The sequence below is a fragment of the Staphylococcus chromogenes genome (assembly GCF_029024625.1).
In the GTDB taxonomy this organism is placed as follows: Bacteria; Bacillota; Bacilli; order Staphylococcales; family Staphylococcaceae; genus Staphylococcus; species Staphylococcus chromogenes.
Genome location: NZ_CP118953.1, coordinates 1,851,741 through 1,868,788 on the forward strand (window position 1 = coordinate 1,851,741; position 17,048 = coordinate 1,868,788).

Here is a 17,048-nt window from a genome sequence, read left to right on the forward strand (position 1 = left end):
AAAATCGTTTCTGTTATTTACTCTGACCAATCTAATGATTCTAAAAATTGATAGACTTCTTCAAAAACGTCCTCTTTTTCTTTATCAATTGTAATCACGTGGCCTGAATTTTTGTACCATGATAAATGCTTTTCATCTGAAGCAGCTTCATTATAAATAACATTAGCTGAATCTGGATTAATCATTTCATCTTGTTCAGCTTGAATGACTAATAAAGGTTCTATCACATCTTCCACATGGTCTCGTACACTTTGAATCGTTTCTTGTAATTCACGCAATGTACTTGTTGGATGGAAAGCTTGCATTTCACGTTCTATTGTCGTTTCATCCTTACCTTCATATTTTTTAAAATTGCGTGCGTATTCTAAAACACCTTCATACATAGAACCTTCTGTTTTAATGTACATCGGAGAACACATGGTTACAATACCCTTCACATCACGATTTAAGCTTAATTTTAAAGCAAAGACGCCTCCAAGTGACAAGCCAGCAACGGCAATTTCATCGTAACCTTTGTCGACTAGATAGTCATATCCATCTAATGCATCTTTGTACCAAACATGTGGACTCGATTTTAAAATCTCTTCAGGTGGTGCTGCATGCCCTTCATAATGCGGCGCATAAGAAGTGTATCCCTTTTTTTGTAGAAAACGGCCAAGTTGTCTTACATCAGAGCTATTTCCCGTAAACCCGTGTAATAATAACACTGCACGCTTACCTTCTTCAAAAAGAAAAGGCTTTGGTAATTGAATTTTCATTCGTTATTCCGTCCTTTCAAGTCACATATAGTTTTATTTTATAGTTTAATAGAATGCCCGACAAATAAAAAAGTCCGACTTATCAACTGTCGGACTTTGTTTTTTCTTATCGGTCGAAAAGGTTCATGCTATTTTTAACGTAAACCGCAAGACTTATAAATTAAAATAACTGATACCTAACATTAATACAAAGAAAATAATTGAAAGTACAATTGTCAATCTATGCAAAAATAAATCTACACCACGTTGCTTTTGTTTACCAAATAACTGTTCGGCTCCACCACTGATGGCACCTGATAAGCCATTACTTTTACCTTCTTGTAATAAAACAACTGTGATGAGTGCGATACAGTCAATAATCAGTAATACAACAAAAAATGTGTGCATCAGATTGTCCTCCATTCATCATATACGAAGGTTATTCTACCATAATTAACCCCTTTTCACAATACATCCCTAGCGATTAAAGGTGGACTTACGTTTAATGCTCACTGTAATCATAAAAATTGCCAAAATAAGTGATCCGATGCTAACCACTATAAATGGAATTAAAGCAAAGAACCCTTTCACATTTAAAATCGCTGCATATAAAATTGGAGGATTGAGTAGCGCATTAAATAATTGTGAGATAAACACAGCGACCATAAACCACCATAAATATGGATGTTGATATTTAATAGCCACCACCCCGGCAGAATAAGCTAATATATATAAAATGCCTGTATACCTTAAACTGTTGTTAATCGCGTTTATCGCATTTTTAGTAGTTTGGTTCCCTGAATGTTCTAGCATGTAACTGATGACGTGTCCATCCACAATAATCACTTGATGAATCACTAAACAAACGGCAAACAAAAATGAAATATAACCAATCAACCTTCCAGTATGTTGGGCACGCACCTCATTGGTCGAATTTTGTTTCATCATATATTTGTGCTCCTTTTTATTTTCACTTGAATTCATTATATCAGTTCAAAGCAGAGTTTGAAATATGCGTCTACACCTCTTTAAATATCGGCAATAAAAAACAGGGTGAGGATAATGTATATCCCCAACCCCGTGTTGAAATTAGCTTCAACTTATTTGTTTAAGTTATAGAAAGCATCTAAACCTTCATATTTAGCTGTTTCGTATAATTCATCTTCAATACGTAATAATTGATTGTATTTTGCAATACGATCTGTACGTGATAATGAACCTGTTTTAATTTGACCTGCGTTTGTAGCCACAGCAATATCAGCAATTGTTGTATCTTCAGTTTCACCTGAACGGTGTGAAACTACTGCAGTGTAGCCTGCTTTTTGTGCCATTTCAATAGCTTCAAAAGTTTCAGTTAATGTACCAATTTGGTTCACTTTAATTAAAATAGAGTTACCGATATGGTTTTGGATACCTTTAGAAAGGATTTCAGTGTTTGTAACGAATAAGTCGTCACCCACAAGTTGAACACGATCACCGATACGTTCAGTTAATAGTTTCCAACCATCCCAGTCATTTTCATCCATACCGTCTTCGATAGTTAAAATTGGGTATTTGTTCACTAACTCTTCTAAGTAGTCCACTTGTTCTTCAGCAGTACGTTTTGCACCTTTTTCACCTTCGAATTTAGTGTAATCATAAACACCATTTTCGTAGAATTCAGAAGACGCACAGTCAAAACCGATAAAGATATCTTTACCTGGTTCATAACCAGCTGTTTTAATAGCTTCAATGATTGTTTCTACACCATCTTCAGTACCTTCAAATTTCGGTGCGAAACCACCTTCATCACCTACTGCAGTTACTAAACCACGAGATTTTAAGATTTTCGCCAATGCATGGAAGACTTCAGCACCCCAACGTAATGCTTCTTTGAAACTTTCTGCACCTACTGGTAAAATCATGAATTCTTGGAATGCAATCGGCGCATCAGAATGAGAACCACCGTTTACGATGTTCATCATTGGTGTTGGTAATACTGTTGAGTTAAATCCACCTAAATATTTGTATAAAGGTTGACCTAAAAAGTCTGCAGCAGCACGTGCAACGGCAATAGATACACCTAAAATAGCGTTTGCACCTAATTTACCTTTGTTTGCTGTACCGTCTAATTGAATCATCATTTTATCGATTGAAACTTGTTCTAAAGCTGAAAACTCGCCTTCGATAATTTCAGGAGCGATAATTTCATTTACATTTTCAACAGCTTTTTCGACACCTTTACCAAGGTAACGATCTTTGTCGCCATCACGTAATTCTACTGCTTCGTGTTCTCCCGTTGAAGCACCTGATGGTACAAGCGCACGTCCAAACGCACCACTTTCTGTTAAAACTTCAACCTCTACTGTTGGGTTCCCACGTGAATCAAGTACTTCGCGAGCGTAAACATCCGTAATAATTGGCATAATATAAAATCTCCTTTTTCATGATTGTATTTAAAACTAACAGCTGAAGAGGATGAGGGATGCGACACGTAGTTTACGTGTGCGTCACTCACTCCTTTCGTCGCTGTCTCCATGAGTTCATCTTCATTATAACTTGTTTTGATATGGACTCAACTATTTTAATGTTTTATTAAACTTTCGCCTGTCATTTCTTCAGGTTGTTGAATATTTAATAAGTCCAGTAACGTTGGAGCAAGGTCGCCTAAACGTCCTGTTTCTCTTAATTCAACGCCCTCTTTTGTTACAATAACAGGCACAGGATTCGTTGTATGTGTTGTCATCGGTTGATCATCATCTGTTAACACTTCATCTGAGTTCCCATGGTCGGCAGTAATAATTGCATGGCCGTCCATTTCTAAGATTTTATCAACGACTTCACCTAAACATTCATCCACCGCTTCAATAGCTTTAATAGTTGGTTCTAACTTACCACTATGACCAACCATATCAGGGTTAGCAAAGTTAAGAATGATTAAATCAAGATCCCCTTTAGCTAACTCTTCAAGTAAGGCATCTTTCACTTCATAGGCGCTCATTTCTGGTTTCAAATCATAGGTCGCAACTTTTGGTGAATTAATCAATCGACGGCGTTCGCCTTTAAACTCTTCGTTTTGTCCACCATTCATAAAGTACGTCACATGTGGATATTTTTCAGTTTCAGCGATACGCAATTGATTTAAACCATGATCTTGAGCGACTTCTCCAATAGTGTTTTTCAAATCTACTTTTTCGAATACAACTTCAGCATCGACATTGTCATTGTATTTTGTAAATGTCGCATAGAATAAATCGTTCACGCGTTCAACTTCAAAACCATCAAACGCTTTATTTGTAAATATTTCTGAAAGTTGTGCTGCGCGGTCAGGACGGAAGTTATAAAAGATGACTGCGTCGCCATCGTTTACTCCTTCGTTTTGATTTTCAACAACGAAAGGTACGATAAACTCATCTGTTAAATCGTCATCATAGTTTGCTTCGACACCTTCACGCGCAGAGGCATAAGTCGGTGCAGAATCAAAGCCACGAATCGCATCATAAGCTTTATGTTCACGTTCCCAACGTTTGTCTCTATCCATTGCATAATAACGTCCTGCGACTGAAGCAAATTGACCTACGCCAATTTCTTTAAATTGTTGTTCAGTTTCTTCAATATATTTAAGCGCTGATTTTTGATCTACATCACGACCGTCTAAAAAGGCGTGTACATAGACTTTATCCAAACCTTTTTCTTTTGCTAATTTTAAAATCGCAAATAAGTGTTTGTAATGGCTGTGTACACCTCCATCAGACAATAAACCAAAAACATGGAGACCTGATTGATGTTGAAGCGCGTGGTCAATTGCACGATTTAACACGTCATTATCAAAGAAATCGCCATCTTCAATCGCTTTATTGATACGTGTCAAACTTTGATACACAATACGACCTGCACCAATATTCATATGGCCGACTTCAGAATTTCCCATTTGTCCTTCTGGAAGTCCAACATCCAAACCACTTGCTTCAATTTGAGTCGTTGGATACTTTTCGTAATAACGATCAAAATTAGGTTTGTGCGCTTGTTTAACAGCGTTACCATGGACTTCATCTCTATTTGCAAAGCCATCTAAGATAATAAGAGCTGTTGGTTGTTTTGCCATATTATTTAGCACCTTCTAACAATTGAACATAATCGTCTACTTTAAGTGAAGCACCGCCAACTAAAGCACCATCAATATCTGTTTCAGCCATATATTCTTTAATATTATTCGGTTTCACACTGCCACCGTATTGGATACGCACGGCTTCTGCTACTTCATCACTTGTTAATTTTGCAATTTTTTGACGTACGGCTGAACACATTTCATTCGCATCTTTAGCTGTAGAAGATTTACCTGTTCCGATAGCCCAAATAGGTTCATAAGCAATAACCACTTGTTTGACTTGCTCGTCTGATAAACCTTTAAGTGCTTTTTCAACTTGTCCTTCTACAACTTCGTTTGCTTTACCGTTTTCACGTTCTTCATCACTTTCGCCCACACAAATGATAGGTGTCATGTCATGATTAAAAACAGCGTGTGCTTTTTTGTTAATGTCTTCATCTGTTTCATGGAAAATATCGCGACGTTCAGAGTGTCCGATGACCACGTAGCTCACGCCTAAATCTTGAAGTGCTACAGGTGATGTTTCTCCTGTGAAAGCACCACTTTCTTCATAAAATGTATTTTGCGCACCAATTTTCAGTCCAGGTGCGACACCTTCTTTAGTTAATGAAATTAATGCATCTAATTGAATCGTTGGTGCACAAATCACAGCTTCAACTTCATTTGTACCCGGTAATGCCGGTAATGCATTAACGAAATCTTTCGCTTCTGCTACCGTTTTGTTCATTTTCCAGTTACCTGCAATGATTGGTTTTCTCAATTAAAACACTCCTATTTGTGCAACGTACGCGCTTTTAATGCGCCGTACTCGCAAAATTTTTAAACATTGTTCTTACTTATTTGCAATTGCTTTAATACCTGGTAATTCTTTACCTTCAAGGTACTCTAATGATGCACCGCCACCTGTTGAGATGTGGGTGAAGTCATCTTCAAATCCGAGTTGCATTGCTGCAGCGGCTGAATCTCCACCACCGATAATTGTCGTCGCGTCTTTCAATTCGGCAATAGCTTCACAAACGCCAATTGTACCTTGCGCAAAGTTACTGAATTCAAAAACACCCATTGGGCCATTCCAAACGACAGTATGCGCCCCTTCAAGTTGCTTTTTAAATAATTGAACTGTCTCAGGTCCAATATCCATGGCTTCTTGATCTTCAGGAATTTCATCAATTGAAACTGTCGTAATGTCGGCATCGTTAGAAAATTCTTTTGCCACTTTACCATCTACTGGTAAAACGATTTGATCTCCTGCACGCTCAAGTAAATCTTTGGCAAAATCAATTTTATCAGCTTCTAAAAGTGATAATCCGATTTCTTTGCCTTGCGCTTTTAAGAACGTATACGCCATACCGCCACCAATGAGTACTTTGTCAGCGATTTTTAATAGATTTTCAATGACGCCAATTTTGTCAGAAACTTTAGCGCCACCTAAGATAGCTACTACAGGTTTATCAGGGTTTTCAACTACACCACCGATAAACTTGATTTCTTTTTCCATTAAGAAACCTGCAACTGCTTCTAAATGTGTAGAAATCCCTACATTGGAAGCATGTTCACGATGTGCTGTTCCAAATGCATCATTCACAAAAATATCACCTAATGAAGCCCAATATTTACCGAGCTCACTATCGTTTTTAGATTCTTTTTTACCATCTAAATCTTCAAAACGTGTATTTTCAAACATTAATACGTCGCCATCATTCAATTCTTTAATGGCAGATTCTAATTTTTCGCCACGTGTTTCAGGAATAAACGTAACCTCTTTGTTTAACTTTTCGGATAAGCGTTTTGCTACCGGTGCAAGTGTTAACTTTTCTTTATCACTTTCTTCTTTCACTTTTCCTAAGTGAGAGAAGACAACAATTTTACCACCTTGCTCGATGATATGTTCCAATGTTGGTAAGGCTTGTACAATTCGGTTGTCATTTGTGATTTCGCCGTCTTTCATAGGAACGTTAAAGTCTGCACGTACTAAAACGACTTTCCCTTTTAACGAAACATCAGTTACATCTTTTTTTGCCATAATAATCCTCCTCAAAAACACTGTTATTTTAAAATAAGCGGAGAAGCGATTGTGCTCCTCCGCTTACTATAAGCTAAATTCTGGGTAGAAGCACGTACATTGAATACTTGCTTAACCAAGATTCGTTAAGACAAAGGATATGCCTTTAACTTTGAGTATATATGCTATGCTCTTATTTAGCGTGGCTTGCTAAATATTCTAAAGTACGTACTAATTGAGCAGTGTATGACATTTCGTTATCATACCAAGATGCTACTTTAACTAATTGACGGTCGCCAACAGTCATTACACGTGTTTGAGTTGCATCAAATAATGCTCCGAAAGTCATGCCTACAACATCTGAAGATACAATTTCGTCTTCAGTGTAACCGAATGATTCGTTTGTTGCATTTTTCATTGCATTGTTAACGTCTTCTACTGATACTTCTTTATCTAAAACAACTGTTAATTCAGTTAATGAACCTGTTGCTACTGGTACACGTTGTGCGCCACCGTCTAATTTTCCATCAATTTCAGGGATAACTAAACCGATTGCTTTCGCAGCACCTGTTGAGTTAGGAATAATGTTTTCTGCAGCTGCACGTGCACGACGTTTGTCACCTTTTCTGTGTGGTGAGTCTTGTGTATTTTGGTCACCAGTGTATGCGTGAATTGTAGTCATTAAACCTTCAACGATACCAAATTCATCATTTAAAGTTTTTGCTACTGGTGCTAATGAGTTTGTTGTACAAGAAGCACCTGATACAACTGTTTCAGAACCGTCTAATTCTTCATGGTTGACATTATATACGATTGTTTTAAGATCGCCAGTTCCTGGTGCAGAAATTAATACTTTTTTAGCACCTGCTTCAATGTGAGCTTCTGCTTTTTCTTTTGATGTAAAGAAACCTGTACATTCTAAAACAACATCTACGTCAAGATCTTTCCATGGTAATTTTGATGGTTCTGGTTCAGAGAATGATTTCACTTCTTTACCATTTACGCGGAAACCACCATCAATTACATCTACTTCTTCAGTAAAACGACCTTGCATTGTGTCATATTTCAATAAATGTGCAAGCATATCGTCGTCTGTTAAATCGTTTACAGCTACAACCTCAATATTTTCTACGTCTTGAATTCTTCTGAATGCTAAACGACCAATTCTACCAAATCCGTTAATTGCTACTTTTACTGCCATGTTAATGGCCTCCTTTAATGATATTTAAAAAGTGATATACGCCCCAAACTGGTTCTCTTTACCTTTAAAACAGTCTATCAGTGACTACTTTCAGCTTGTTTAAAACCACTTTTTACTTTTTTTAATGAATGCTATTTTGCCACAATCATTTTTGCTGCTTCTTCATCAGTGATTAACACTGTGTTTTTAGGAGCAATGTTCAAGTATGCTTTTATTGCATTACCTTTTGAACAACCTCCAGCAACAGCAAAATTGTGTTCTTTCAATCGGACCTCTTCAAGTTGAAGTCCAATCGTATTAACTTTGTGAATAATTTGACCATTTTCATCGAAATAATAGCCAAATGCTTCACCTACGGCATTATGATGTTGAAGTTTTTCAATCAATGCTTGAGAAGATTGACGTCTTTTTGCCATTTTCAGCGCATCACCAATGCCATGTATTGTAATTTGTGAATCTTTAATTTTTTCTAAAGTTTGTATAACTGCAGGTTCTTTCAGTAAGTTTTGATATGTGAGTTCGCTCACGTTATCGGGCACATAAAGTGTCGTATAATTTCCGCCGGTTCGATGAGCCATTGTCGAACAAATCGTGTTTGCTTGGAAAACAACATTTTCGCCAAGACCTCCTCGAGCTGGAACAAACAACACATCGAAGGGGAGAGGTGACATGGCGTCACTCACAGAAGCCATTGTCGAACCACCTGTTACAGCAACAATCGCCTCATTGAATAACTGTTTTTCCAACAGTTGCCCTGCGATTCGCCCAATTTCTACTTTAACACTAAGATCATTATCACTATTGCCAGGTACCACATGTACTTCTTTAATCTGATACAAATCTTTAATTTGTTTCGCTAAGCTGTGATAATCCGTGTAGTTGTTAAAATAGACGTTTAACTCACTCAACACGTCGACACCTACATTGGTCAACGTCATTCCTGTCGGTTTAATTAAAATTAAATCTTGCTCTTTAAGAAGATGAGTTTCAGAACGTAGCACCCTCTCAGTAAGACTTAACTTTTCGCTAAGTGTCCGACGTCCTACAGGTTGAAACTTTTGTATGGTACTTAAAATTGAAAAACGCCGATACATCTTGTCTACCAAATCAGGAACAATCTTTTGCTGCACTTGAATGATGTTTTTCAAGAGGCACGCCTCCTTATTAGCGAAACAGGATGGTCAAATTTGAGCCAAGCGTTGACAAATTCAGTCCCATTCGTCACAAAAAAATATTACCTGTTTACATTTTTCATCTTACTACGTCTTCTTTAAAAAAGCAAGTCAAAAACAATCCCGCTTCCAAATTAGTTGGTCATTTATCGACCCGCTTATATTGTCAACTTTAACTTATAATTTTATTTTCACAAATTTGTGTGTTTTTAAACATGAAGGGTATGTAGGGAGTATGTATAATAGTTTTAGCAAGGAGGCACTGAAATGAAAGATTCAAATAACCAGCCTGAAGTTATCGATCCAGATGATCCGCGCTATAGACGCCCCGATGACTTTAATCGAAATCACGGTCGGGATTCGAATCAAGATATGTTTGATAATCGCTATCTTGATAGCCAACGTGGCGGCCGCCATTTTTACTACCGCTCATATGGTTGCACACCTATAGGTTGTTTTCCTGGCTGTTTAATTTCACTGATTCTTTCTATTCTCTTAACTTTTATGTTAAATATGTTTTTCTGGTAATCTGACTTACCCTACGTTTTAAATATAGACACCCCTAAAGTCGAGCAAAAATTCAACTTTAGGGGTGCTTTTTTATGATTATTGATTAGATTGTGTTGTTGTTGTAGAACGCGTTTGTGCTTGCTCATTGGAAGTCGTTCTTGTTGTTGATTGTTGTGTACTGTTAGTATTGGACTCAGTTTGACTACGCGTTTCGGTAGAGGGTTGTGGTGATGGTTTAGGCTGTTGTGTTTTGGGCTGTTGTGTTTTGGGCTCTTCTGTTGTAGGTTCTTCTGTAGACGGCTCTGCTGTGGTAGAAGGTTCTGAAGTCTTTTCCTCTGTAGACGTTTCTTCAGAGGAACGTGGTTTTTCTTCTGTTGTCTGTTCTTCCTTAGTACTATTATTAGTCTCTTTTGTAGGCTCTTCCGTTGATTGTTGCTTCATTTGTGCTTGACGTGCTGCTTCAATAGACGCTTGTCTTTCCTGTTCCAGTGACGCTTGACGCTCTTGTTCAATCGAAGCTTGCGCCGCTTGTTGTTGTGCACGTGCTTCTTCTAAACTTGCCTCACGCTCACGTTTTTCTTTCGCTTGCTTTTCTCTTTCTTTCTCTTTCTCTGCTTCTTTTTTCTTTTGTTGTTCCTCAATAGATTTTTCTTGTAGATGTTCTTTTCCCCATTGTGATTGATCTACAAAGGAAAATATCGCAAAAACTAAGCCGCCCAATAATAATAAAATGACGAACAGACTTAAACATCCTGTCAGAAATTTTTTTGTTCGATGGTCTTTTGACGAGGATGTTTGACGATCGTTAAATCCCATATTCTTACCTCACTTTATATAACTTCACCTTATGTTAATATCTGGATGAGTGGCATAAATCGAGTTAACACAAAATATGACTTTTAAATGTTGTTCAATATGTCTCATTATAACAAGACGATTCTCAAAAATAAAAATATCCGATTACATTCTAGCCCTACTTTAAATTCAAACGTAAAAAAGATTCAAATTATTTCCACATGGGGTTTAAACCTTTATAAATGGAGGAATTACATAAAGCATATAAAGCTTTAGGAGGGTCTCATGCTAAAGTCAATTTTCAGAATGATTATTCGTGTTGTTGTCATGAAAGTCATTGCACAATTGTTTAATAAAAAAAGATAAGACCAGAATGCTACATCATTCTGGTCTTATCTCAACTAAAGGGAGTTAAACCTTCGTCGTATATTATGGGGTATACGCTAACTAAGAGATGGGTTAATAAATCTATTTTCGAAGGCACTTTTATTATAACTCACTTTGTGAAAAAATAAACATACTTTAGAGATGTTTTTTTGATAAAATCTTGACAGTTTTTTGAACCAATTTTGAACAAAGAGAAACGGAGGCGTTCGATGACTCACTTTTTAATCACTGGCGGCACTGGTCTAGTTGGCAGTCAACTCGTAGAAAAACTACTCGCGTATAAGGAAAACAAGATTTTCATATTAACACGTTCTGATAAAACTTCAGAAACGAAAGGTGTTACTTTTATAAATTGGCAGAAAAAGCATTGGGAAAATCAAGTTCCATATATTGATGTGGTCATTAACCTTGCCGGAGCAACATTGAATCATTATTGGACAGATTCACATAAACAACAAATGATGCAAAGCCGAATTCAATCGACACATGCCTTATATCACTTGTTTAACTCACGCGCACAACAACCATCTGTGTTATTTAATGCGAGTGCAATGGGATACTATCCCCCTTCACTTACGCAAGCGTATACGGAACAATTCAAAACACTTCCTCACGATTTCTTATCCGAGATTGTTTATCAATGGGAAAGACAAGCAGATCATTTTGCAAAACTAGGAACACGTGTCATCAAGGGGCGTTTCGGACTCATATTGTCTGATCAAGGTGGCGCTTTACCTATGATGTCTCTTCCTTATCGCTACTTTGTCGGTGGCAAAATTGGTCATGGAAAACAATGGTATTCCTGGATTCACCTTGAAGACTTAGTGCAAAGTATCCTATTTTTAATTCAACACCCCGAAGCAAAAGGCGTTTATAATTTGAGTGCGCCCTTACCTGAAACACAAAACGATTTTGGAACTACGCTTGGCAAAGTGTTACATCGCCCGCATTATACACGTGTTCCTTCTTTTGTTTTACGTTTGATTTTAGGAGAAATGTCAACACTCATTTTAGATACCCAATATATGATATCTGAGCGTTTACAATCAATGGGCTTCCATTTTCAATATCCAAATCTTAAAGACGCACTGGAAAATATTTACCATTCATAAAGATTTTAATCCCATTCATCATTTTAAATACTCGTATTATGTGTGACTTATATAGCTTACGTGAGAGGGAGCAGAGTTAAAAACTAATGCTCTCTCTTATTTGAGCTGCAATTGATAAAATGCTAAGTCTAACCATCGATCAAATTAATATCCGACTTGACGGAGAACACCTGCAGCAACAAATCCGTGGCGCTCATGTAAAAGAATACTGCTCTTATTTGAGGCATCAATACCTGCAACAATTGTTTGATAGCCTTTTTTCTTTGCATCCTCTATAAGATGCATTAACAATTTTGAAGCCACCCCTTTTCGACGGTACTGTGTACTCACATAGATAGAGTGTTCAATCGTATATTGGTAAGCTGGCCAGTCTCTAAAAGCGCCATAAGTGGCAAATCCTGCGATGTTACCCTCAATTTCATAAACCCATAAGGGCCAACCTTCATTTTGTTTTTTCATCATCCATTGTGTCCGTTCTTCTACTGTTGTTTCAAGATAAGTGTAAACAGCCGTCGTATTAAGAATTGCATCATTGTAAATTTCTGTTATAGCTTTTAAATCTTGAGTTTTAGACTCTCTAATCATCTATTATCCTCCTTTTGTAAATTTTCAAATAATTATGAACAAATAATAAATTAAGCGCTATCATAACGTCTCATGCCATTTAGACTAATTGTATAATGGCAAACCATACTGTGTTAAGCAATTTTTTATCTTAAAATATGTTTGTTATTTATTCCATAACTTATGATATAATAAATTTATCTTTTAATTAGGAGGTTTTTTTATGTATCAAAAACTTGGAATTTGTGCATTATCTTTATCTCTTTTAGGTACCGTCTACACACCAAATGCTGGGGCTGAGTCTGTAGCACCTACAGATCAAATCACTGTCCATTCTAAATCGGATGTGATGAAAGCGCTTAAGCAAATAGCACCGGACAAAGGCATTAAAAATTACAACAAGTATTACAGCATCGAAAAAGAACAAAAGGACGACATGGGTTACACGCACTATACGCTTTACCCGAAAGTGAAAAATCATATTGCAACTGACCGCGAAGTGAAAGTACACGTAAATCCTCAAGGTAAAGTCGTAATGGTGAATGGTGAGTTCAAAGCACCTGAAGTAAAACCTAAAAATGACGTTGCGCTAAGCAAAGAGGACGCATTAAACAATGCGTTTAAAGCTGTAAAAATGACACGTAATGAAGCTAAAAATGGTAAAGATCAAGTTGTAAAATCTAACAAGGTCATCATTAATGGTGATGAAAACAAATATGTTTACGAAGTTGAATTAACAACTATTGATCCTAAACCAACACATTGGAAAGTTCAAATTGATGCAAAAACAGGAAATGTTGTTGATAAGCAAGACTTAATTCAACACGCTGCGGAAAAAGGTACAGGTGTGGGGGTACGTAATGACCGCAAGCAAATCAACATCAATTCTACACAAGGTGGCTACACATTAGAAGATTTAACGCGTAACGGTGTTTTATCTGCCTATAGTTATAACCAATATCGTGACACTGCCAATCTTATCACAAGTAGAACACGTACATTCGACGCCAATGATCAAAAAGCAGGGGTAGATGCCAATTATTATGCAGGTAAAGTTTACGATTATTACAAAAATGTGCATAACAGAGACTCTTACGATGACAAAGGAAGTCCTATTCAATCGATTACACATGTTAACACTTTCCATGGTGAAGATAACAGTACAAATGCAGCATGGCTAGGCGATAAAATGATTTACGGTGATGGTGATGGTCGTGAAATGCACAGTCTTGCAGCAGCAGATGACATTATCGCTCACGAAATCACGCACGGTGTAACACAAGAAACTGCTGGTTTAGTCTATCAAGATCAACCAGGGGCATTAAACGAAAGCTTCTCAGATGTTTTCGCTTACTTCATTGATCCAGAAGATACATTATTAGGTGAAGATGCTTACATTCACCCAAGTCCAAATAAAGCATTCCGTAGCTTTAGCGAACCTGAAAAATTTGGCCAACCTGCTCATATGAGAGACTATAAACGTGTAGGTTATGACAACGGTGGCGTACACATTAACTCAGGTATTCCAAATAAAGCTGCATACTTAACAACTGAAAAATTAGGGAAAGAAAAAGCTGAAAAAATCTATTACCGCGCCCTTTCACAATACTTAACATCTACATCTCAATTTGTAGATGCTAAACGCGCATTAGAACAATCAGCTGAAGATTTATACGGCGCAAGCGCTAAACAAAAAGTCACTGAAGCTTGGAATGAAGTGGGACTCTAAGCGACATCATTTTTACGATTAAAATAAATATATACACTTATTCATAAATCCTAATACTCCTTCATACTAAAGGGGATAAGCATGAAATAAATTTCCATGTCTTATCCCCTTTTTTGTTTATATTATGATTAAAAGAATGCACTACGCTATTCTTTTAATATCAAGGTCTATTTCTTATTAATCGTAAGTCGTAAACCTTCGGGCGTTTCAAGCTGATTTTCCTCTACATTTGGAATAGCAAGATTAAATGTACTTAATCCATAAGTTTTTTCAGCATCTACCCTTTTTTGATTAGATTGCCACATATTAATTGCTAAATGGTGATGATAATGTTGATCAGATAAAAAGAGTGCTTGAGGTAATGTTGAAACTACATTAAAACCTAATTCATTATAAAATGTGCGTCCTTCTTCTAAATCATTTGTTTTGAGATGCAAATGTCCAATTTGCGCATGATTTTGCATCCCTTCCCATGTTGAATTTTGCGCTTTTTCCAAAATTTCATCCACATTTAATGCGAGCGTATCCATTTTGACTAAGTTCTCTTTCCATTCCCATTCACTCTTATCTCTATCTACATAAACCTCAATTCCATTTCCTTCAGCATCATTGAAATAAATGGCTTCACTCACTAGATGGTCGCCACCTCCAATAGGAATACGATGTGTTGCAATATGTTTGATAAAAGTACCTAATTGTTCAACAGAATCTAATAAAAACGCAATATGGAATAAACCTGCCTCTTGAGCATGTGCTGTACGCCCATTTTCTAGTTGTTTCAAAACAACTTCATGACCCTTTGTACCTACAGATAAAACCGCTTGCTTAGCAGTTTGCTTTTTAATCGGCATCCCTAAAATCGTATGATAAAAATGCAGTTGTTGACTTAAATCTCTGACATTAATGGTTATTTGGTTCACATGGATGATGTCCTCAGTATGAAAATCCATTTCGAAACCTCCTTTATTCGTTTTAAGTATAATTAATATATCAATAACTGTTTAAAAATAGCTATTTTTAAGTCCGTTTTGCTCACAATTTAAGCACCATAATAGCAATAAAAAGTATTATGTTTTATATTAAAATTGTATAGATAAAATGATTTATAAAGGAGGCTTTACGATGCAAGTTAACAAACTCGCTTATGTGTTATTAGCACTGTTTTTAGGATCATTTGGGATTCATAAGTTTTATGCCGGTAAACCTATACAAGCTTTATTACACATTGCTTTTTGTTGGACGGCTATTCCACATATTATCGCAATTATTAGCGCCCTACGCGTCTCACTCATCCCTTCTGATGAATACGGTCGCGTCCGTGTGTAAAGCAAAAAAACGTGCCGATGTTCTATCGACACGTTTTTATTAATTAAAATATATCATTACATTTTAACAACGTTTGCAGCTTGTTCGCCACGGTCACCGTTAACGATTTCGAAGTCAACGTTTTGACCTTCTTCTAATGATTTGTATCCATCACCCACGATAGCTGAGAAATGTACGAATACATCGTCGCCATCTTGTCTTTCGATAAATCCAAAACCTTTTTCTGCGTTAAACCATTTTACTGTACCATTATACATATAGAATACCTCCGTTGTGCTTTTAGCACGTTTTATTTGTAAAAAAAATTCATTCATTAAAAGGAGTATATTCTAAATAATAAACTTCAATCAATTTCACGATCTTTTATTACGATAAAGTTAACTATACGCTCCTTTTCTATAAAAGTAAAGGAAAAGTTGAAAATATTTTATAAAAGAACGATTAATATTTGTAAATAGCCCGTCACTACTGATTTTCCTTAGAATTTTTTAACTTCTTTAATTTGTAATTTAATAGTCATCAAGATTTATCTGAGGGTAAATTTTGATAATGGTAACGAACCAAATCCAAAAATTGATGCATATCATACCCCCATTGAGCATAATAACTTATTGGATCAACATGTGTGGTTCCACCCCAATATTCTCTCACAGCATTATGACTTATAATTGTTCCTTGTCCATGATGATCATCTGCAAGTGTAGGCTTTAGTCCGTTCTTTTTTAGCATATACGCAGCTAGCCACGCTTGATTATTTACAGATTGTGCAAAATCTTTAAAAGTATAAGTGCGCACTAATTCAATTTGATAAAAATACGGATTGGCTTTTTTACCAGCTCCCCACACATAAAATTGTTCTGGGGCTGTAAGGTGTATTTCATTGGCATCCACAAAAGCATGAACAAAAGCCTTATCATAAGTCGCATACATACGGTCTACCCACTGTGGTAAAGTACGATTATCTTCACCCACTTCATGAATGATAATCCCTTTATAAGTCCCCTCTTTATAGGACAGTTTCGGTAATGTGTTCATTCGTCTATCTTTAACAGTGTGGGCAGGTGGAATATGGTTTTCAATTAAATATTTATTGACATTTGGATAAATAACAGGCGGAAATGGGAAAGGGTGTGGTTGTTGTGAGGATGAAGCTTGTGTAATTGAAGAATTGAGAGAAGAAGTGTCAGGTGTCTTCATTTGTGCATGAACCCATGGCGAACCAATCATTAACATTAATAACAGCGTGACCATAACCGAAAAAAAGCGACATATTTTCGACATAGACAGCGCTCCTTTCTATTTATATAATATTAATTATTATTACAATAACTATATTACTATTTAGTTATTTTATGTCAATGACATTTACATAAACGACATAGAAAGTTTGAAATACTTCTTAATATTGTTATTCTCTCCTGTCTAA

Annotated in this window: 18 protein-coding genes; 4 read left to right on the plus strand and 14 right to left on the minus strand. The window is 36.4% G+C overall.

The features are described from left to right. Positions 1–17: 17 nt before the first annotated feature. From PYW36_RS09030 to PYW36_RS09070, 9 genes are all read right to left on the minus strand, one after another. Positions 18–758, minus strand: coding sequence for an alpha/beta hydrolase (locus PYW36_RS09030; protein WP_037572421.1), 741 nt, complete (start codon positions 756–758; stop codon positions 18–20). A 153-nt stretch (positions 759–911) separates the two neighbouring features. Further along, positions 912–1,145, minus strand: a complete 234-nt coding sequence (secG, locus tag PYW36_RS09035; RefSeq protein ID WP_037566707.1) for a preprotein translocase subunit SecG — start codon at positions 1,143–1,145, stop codon at positions 912–914. A 69-nt stretch (positions 1,146–1,214) separates the two neighbouring features. Next, positions 1,215–1,685 carry a hypothetical protein gene (locus PYW36_RS09040; RefSeq protein WP_229717270.1) on the minus strand — a complete coding sequence of 157 codons (471 nt, stop codon included), beginning with the start codon at positions 1,683–1,685 and terminating at the stop codon, positions 1,215–1,217. A gap of 152 nt (positions 1,686–1,837) precedes the next feature. After that, positions 1,838–3,142 (minus strand): surface-displayed alpha-enolase, encoded by a 1,305-nt coding sequence (gene eno / locus PYW36_RS09045; RefSeq protein ID WP_037572424.1) that lies wholly within the window; start codon positions 3,140–3,142, stop codon positions 1,838–1,840. 158 nt (positions 3,143–3,300) lie between these two features. Then, the gene (gene gpmI / locus PYW36_RS09050) at positions 3,301–4,821 is read right to left on the minus strand and encodes a 2,3-bisphosphoglycerate-independent phosphoglycerate mutase (RefSeq protein WP_037572425.1); all 1,521 of its coding nucleotides are present in this window, start codon (positions 4,819–4,821) and stop codon (positions 3,301–3,303) included. A gap of 1 nt (position 4,822) precedes the next feature. Continuing rightward, positions 4,823–5,584 (minus strand): triose-phosphate isomerase, encoded by a 762-nt coding sequence (tpiA, locus tag PYW36_RS09055; RefSeq protein ID WP_037572427.1) that lies wholly within the window; start codon positions 5,582–5,584, stop codon positions 4,823–4,825. A 72-nt stretch (positions 5,585–5,656) separates the two neighbouring features. Continuing rightward, entirely contained in the window at positions 5,657–6,847 is a 1,191-nt protein-coding gene (locus PYW36_RS09060) for a phosphoglycerate kinase (RefSeq protein ID WP_037572429.1), read from the minus strand. 172 nt (positions 6,848–7,019) lie between these two features. Next, positions 7,020–8,027: a type I glyceraldehyde-3-phosphate dehydrogenase gene (gene gap, locus PYW36_RS09065; protein WP_037572432.1), complete on the minus strand. Its 1,008-nt coding sequence runs from the start codon at positions 8,025–8,027 to the stop codon at positions 7,020–7,022. 131 nt (positions 8,028–8,158) lie between these two features. Next, positions 8,159–9,175, minus strand: coding sequence for a sugar-binding transcriptional regulator (locus tag PYW36_RS09070; protein WP_037572435.1), 1,017 nt, complete (start codon positions 9,173–9,175; stop codon positions 8,159–8,161). Positions 9,176–9,466: 291 nt separating this feature from the next. Between PYW36_RS09070 and PYW36_RS09075 the strand changes: the two genes are divergently transcribed. Then, positions 9,467–9,727 carry a hypothetical protein gene (locus tag PYW36_RS09075; RefSeq protein WP_103158933.1) on the plus strand — a complete coding sequence of 87 codons (261 nt, stop codon included), beginning with the start codon at positions 9,467–9,469 and terminating at the stop codon, positions 9,725–9,727. Between the two features lie 78 nt (positions 9,728–9,805). Here PYW36_RS09075 and PYW36_RS09080 read toward each other — a convergent pair whose 3' ends face one another. After that, positions 9,806–10,525: a prolipoprotein diacylglyceryl transferase gene (locus PYW36_RS09080; RefSeq protein ID WP_103158932.1), complete on the minus strand. Its 720-nt coding sequence runs from the start codon at positions 10,523–10,525 to the stop codon at positions 9,806–9,808. A 575-nt stretch (positions 10,526–11,100) separates the two neighbouring features. On the opposite strand from PYW36_RS09080, the gene PYW36_RS09085 reads away from it, so the two are divergent. After that, on the plus strand, positions 11,101–12,003 hold the full coding sequence (locus PYW36_RS09085; RefSeq protein ID WP_103158931.1) for a TIGR01777 family oxidoreductase: 903 nt from the start codon (positions 11,101–11,103) through the stop codon (positions 12,001–12,003). A 144-nt stretch (positions 12,004–12,147) separates the two neighbouring features. Here PYW36_RS09085 and PYW36_RS09090 read toward each other — a convergent pair whose 3' ends face one another. After that, complete coding sequence (locus PYW36_RS09090) at positions 12,148–12,588, minus strand: GNAT family N-acetyltransferase (RefSeq protein WP_103158930.1); 441 nt, start codon at positions 12,586–12,588, stop codon at positions 12,148–12,150. A gap of 202 nt (positions 12,589–12,790) precedes the next feature. Here PYW36_RS09090 and PYW36_RS09095 point away from each other — a divergent pair, with 202 nt between their 5' ends. Then, positions 12,791–14,296, plus strand: a complete 1,506-nt coding sequence (locus PYW36_RS09095; protein ID WP_103158929.1) for a M4 family metallopeptidase — start codon at positions 12,791–12,793, stop codon at positions 14,294–14,296. 167 nt (positions 14,297–14,463) lie between these two features. Here the strand turns inward: PYW36_RS09095 and PYW36_RS09100 are convergent, their stop codons facing one another. Then, positions 14,464–15,246: a VOC family protein gene (locus tag PYW36_RS09100; RefSeq protein ID WP_103158928.1), complete on the minus strand. Its 783-nt coding sequence runs from the start codon at positions 15,244–15,246 to the stop codon at positions 14,464–14,466. A 172-nt stretch (positions 15,247–15,418) separates the two neighbouring features. Here PYW36_RS09100 and PYW36_RS09105 point away from each other — a divergent pair, with 172 nt between their 5' ends. Beyond that, positions 15,419–15,622 carry a TM2 domain-containing protein gene (locus PYW36_RS09105; protein ID WP_037572452.1) on the plus strand — a complete coding sequence of 68 codons (204 nt, stop codon included), beginning with the start codon at positions 15,419–15,421 and terminating at the stop codon, positions 15,620–15,622. Between the two features lie 56 nt (positions 15,623–15,678). Here the strand turns inward: PYW36_RS09105 and PYW36_RS09110 are convergent, their stop codons facing one another. Together PYW36_RS09110 and PYW36_RS09115 are read right to left on the minus strand one after the other, a co-directional pair. After that, entirely contained in the window at positions 15,679–15,879 is a 201-nt protein-coding gene (locus PYW36_RS09110) for a cold shock domain-containing protein (protein ID WP_037572454.1), read from the minus strand. 262 nt (positions 15,880–16,141) lie between these two features. Continuing rightward, the gene (locus PYW36_RS09115; protein ID WP_037572456.1) at positions 16,142–16,903 is read right to left on the minus strand and encodes a peptidoglycan recognition protein family protein; all 762 of its coding nucleotides are present in this window, start codon (positions 16,901–16,903) and stop codon (positions 16,142–16,144) included. Between the last annotated feature and the right edge of the window lie 145 nt (positions 16,904–17,048).

Coding starts and splice junctions, on each gene's coding strand:
- PYW36_RS09030 (WP_037572421.1), bottom strand. CDS start 758: ATGAAAATTCAATTACCAAAGCCTTTTCTTTTTGAAGAAGGTAAGCGT.
- secG (WP_037566707.1), bottom strand. CDS start 1,145: ATGCACACATTTTTTGTTGTATTACTGATTATTGACTGTATCGCACTC.
- PYW36_RS09040 (WP_229717270.1), bottom strand. CDS start 1,685: ATGATGAAACAAAATTCGACCAATGAGGTGCGTGCCCAACATACTGGA.
- eno (WP_037572424.1), bottom strand. CDS start 3,142: ATGCCAATTATTACGGATGTTTACGCTCGCGAAGTACTTGATTCACGT.
- gpmI (WP_037572425.1), bottom strand. CDS start 4,821: ATGGCAAAACAACCAACAGCTCTTATTATCTTAGATGGCTTTGCAAAT.
- PYW36_RS09060 (WP_037572429.1), bottom strand. CDS start 6,847: ATGGCAAAAAAAGATGTAACTGATGTTTCGTTAAAAGGGAAAGTCGTT.
- gap (WP_037572432.1), bottom strand. CDS start 8,027: ATGGCAGTAAAAGTAGCAATTAACGGATTTGGTAGAATTGGTCGTTTA.
- PYW36_RS09075 (WP_103158933.1), top strand. CDS start 9,467: ATGAAAGATTCAAATAACCAGCCTGAAGTTATCGATCCAGATGATCCG.
- PYW36_RS09080 (WP_103158932.1), bottom strand. CDS start 10,525: ATGGGATTTAACGATCGTCAAACATCCTCGTCAAAAGACCATCGAACA.
- PYW36_RS09085 (WP_103158931.1), top strand. CDS start 11,101: ATGACTCACTTTTTAATCACTGGCGGCACTGGTCTAGTTGGCAGTCAA.
- PYW36_RS09090 (WP_103158930.1), bottom strand. CDS start 12,588: ATGATTAGAGAGTCTAAAACTCAAGATTTAAAAGCTATAACAGAAATT.
- PYW36_RS09095 (WP_103158929.1), top strand. CDS start 12,791: ATGTATCAAAAACTTGGAATTTGTGCATTATCTTTATCTCTTTTAGGT.
- PYW36_RS09100 (WP_103158928.1), bottom strand. CDS start 15,246: ATGGATTTTCATACTGAGGACATCATCCATGTGAACCAAATAACCATT.
- PYW36_RS09105 (WP_037572452.1), top strand. CDS start 15,419: ATGCAAGTTAACAAACTCGCTTATGTGTTATTAGCACTGTTTTTAGGA.
- PYW36_RS09110 (WP_037572454.1), bottom strand. CDS start 15,879: ATGTATAATGGTACAGTAAAATGGTTTAACGCAGAAAAAGGTTTTGGA.
- PYW36_RS09115 (WP_037572456.1), bottom strand. CDS start 16,903: ATGTCGAAAATATGTCGCTTTTTTTCGGTTATGGTCACGCTGTTATTA.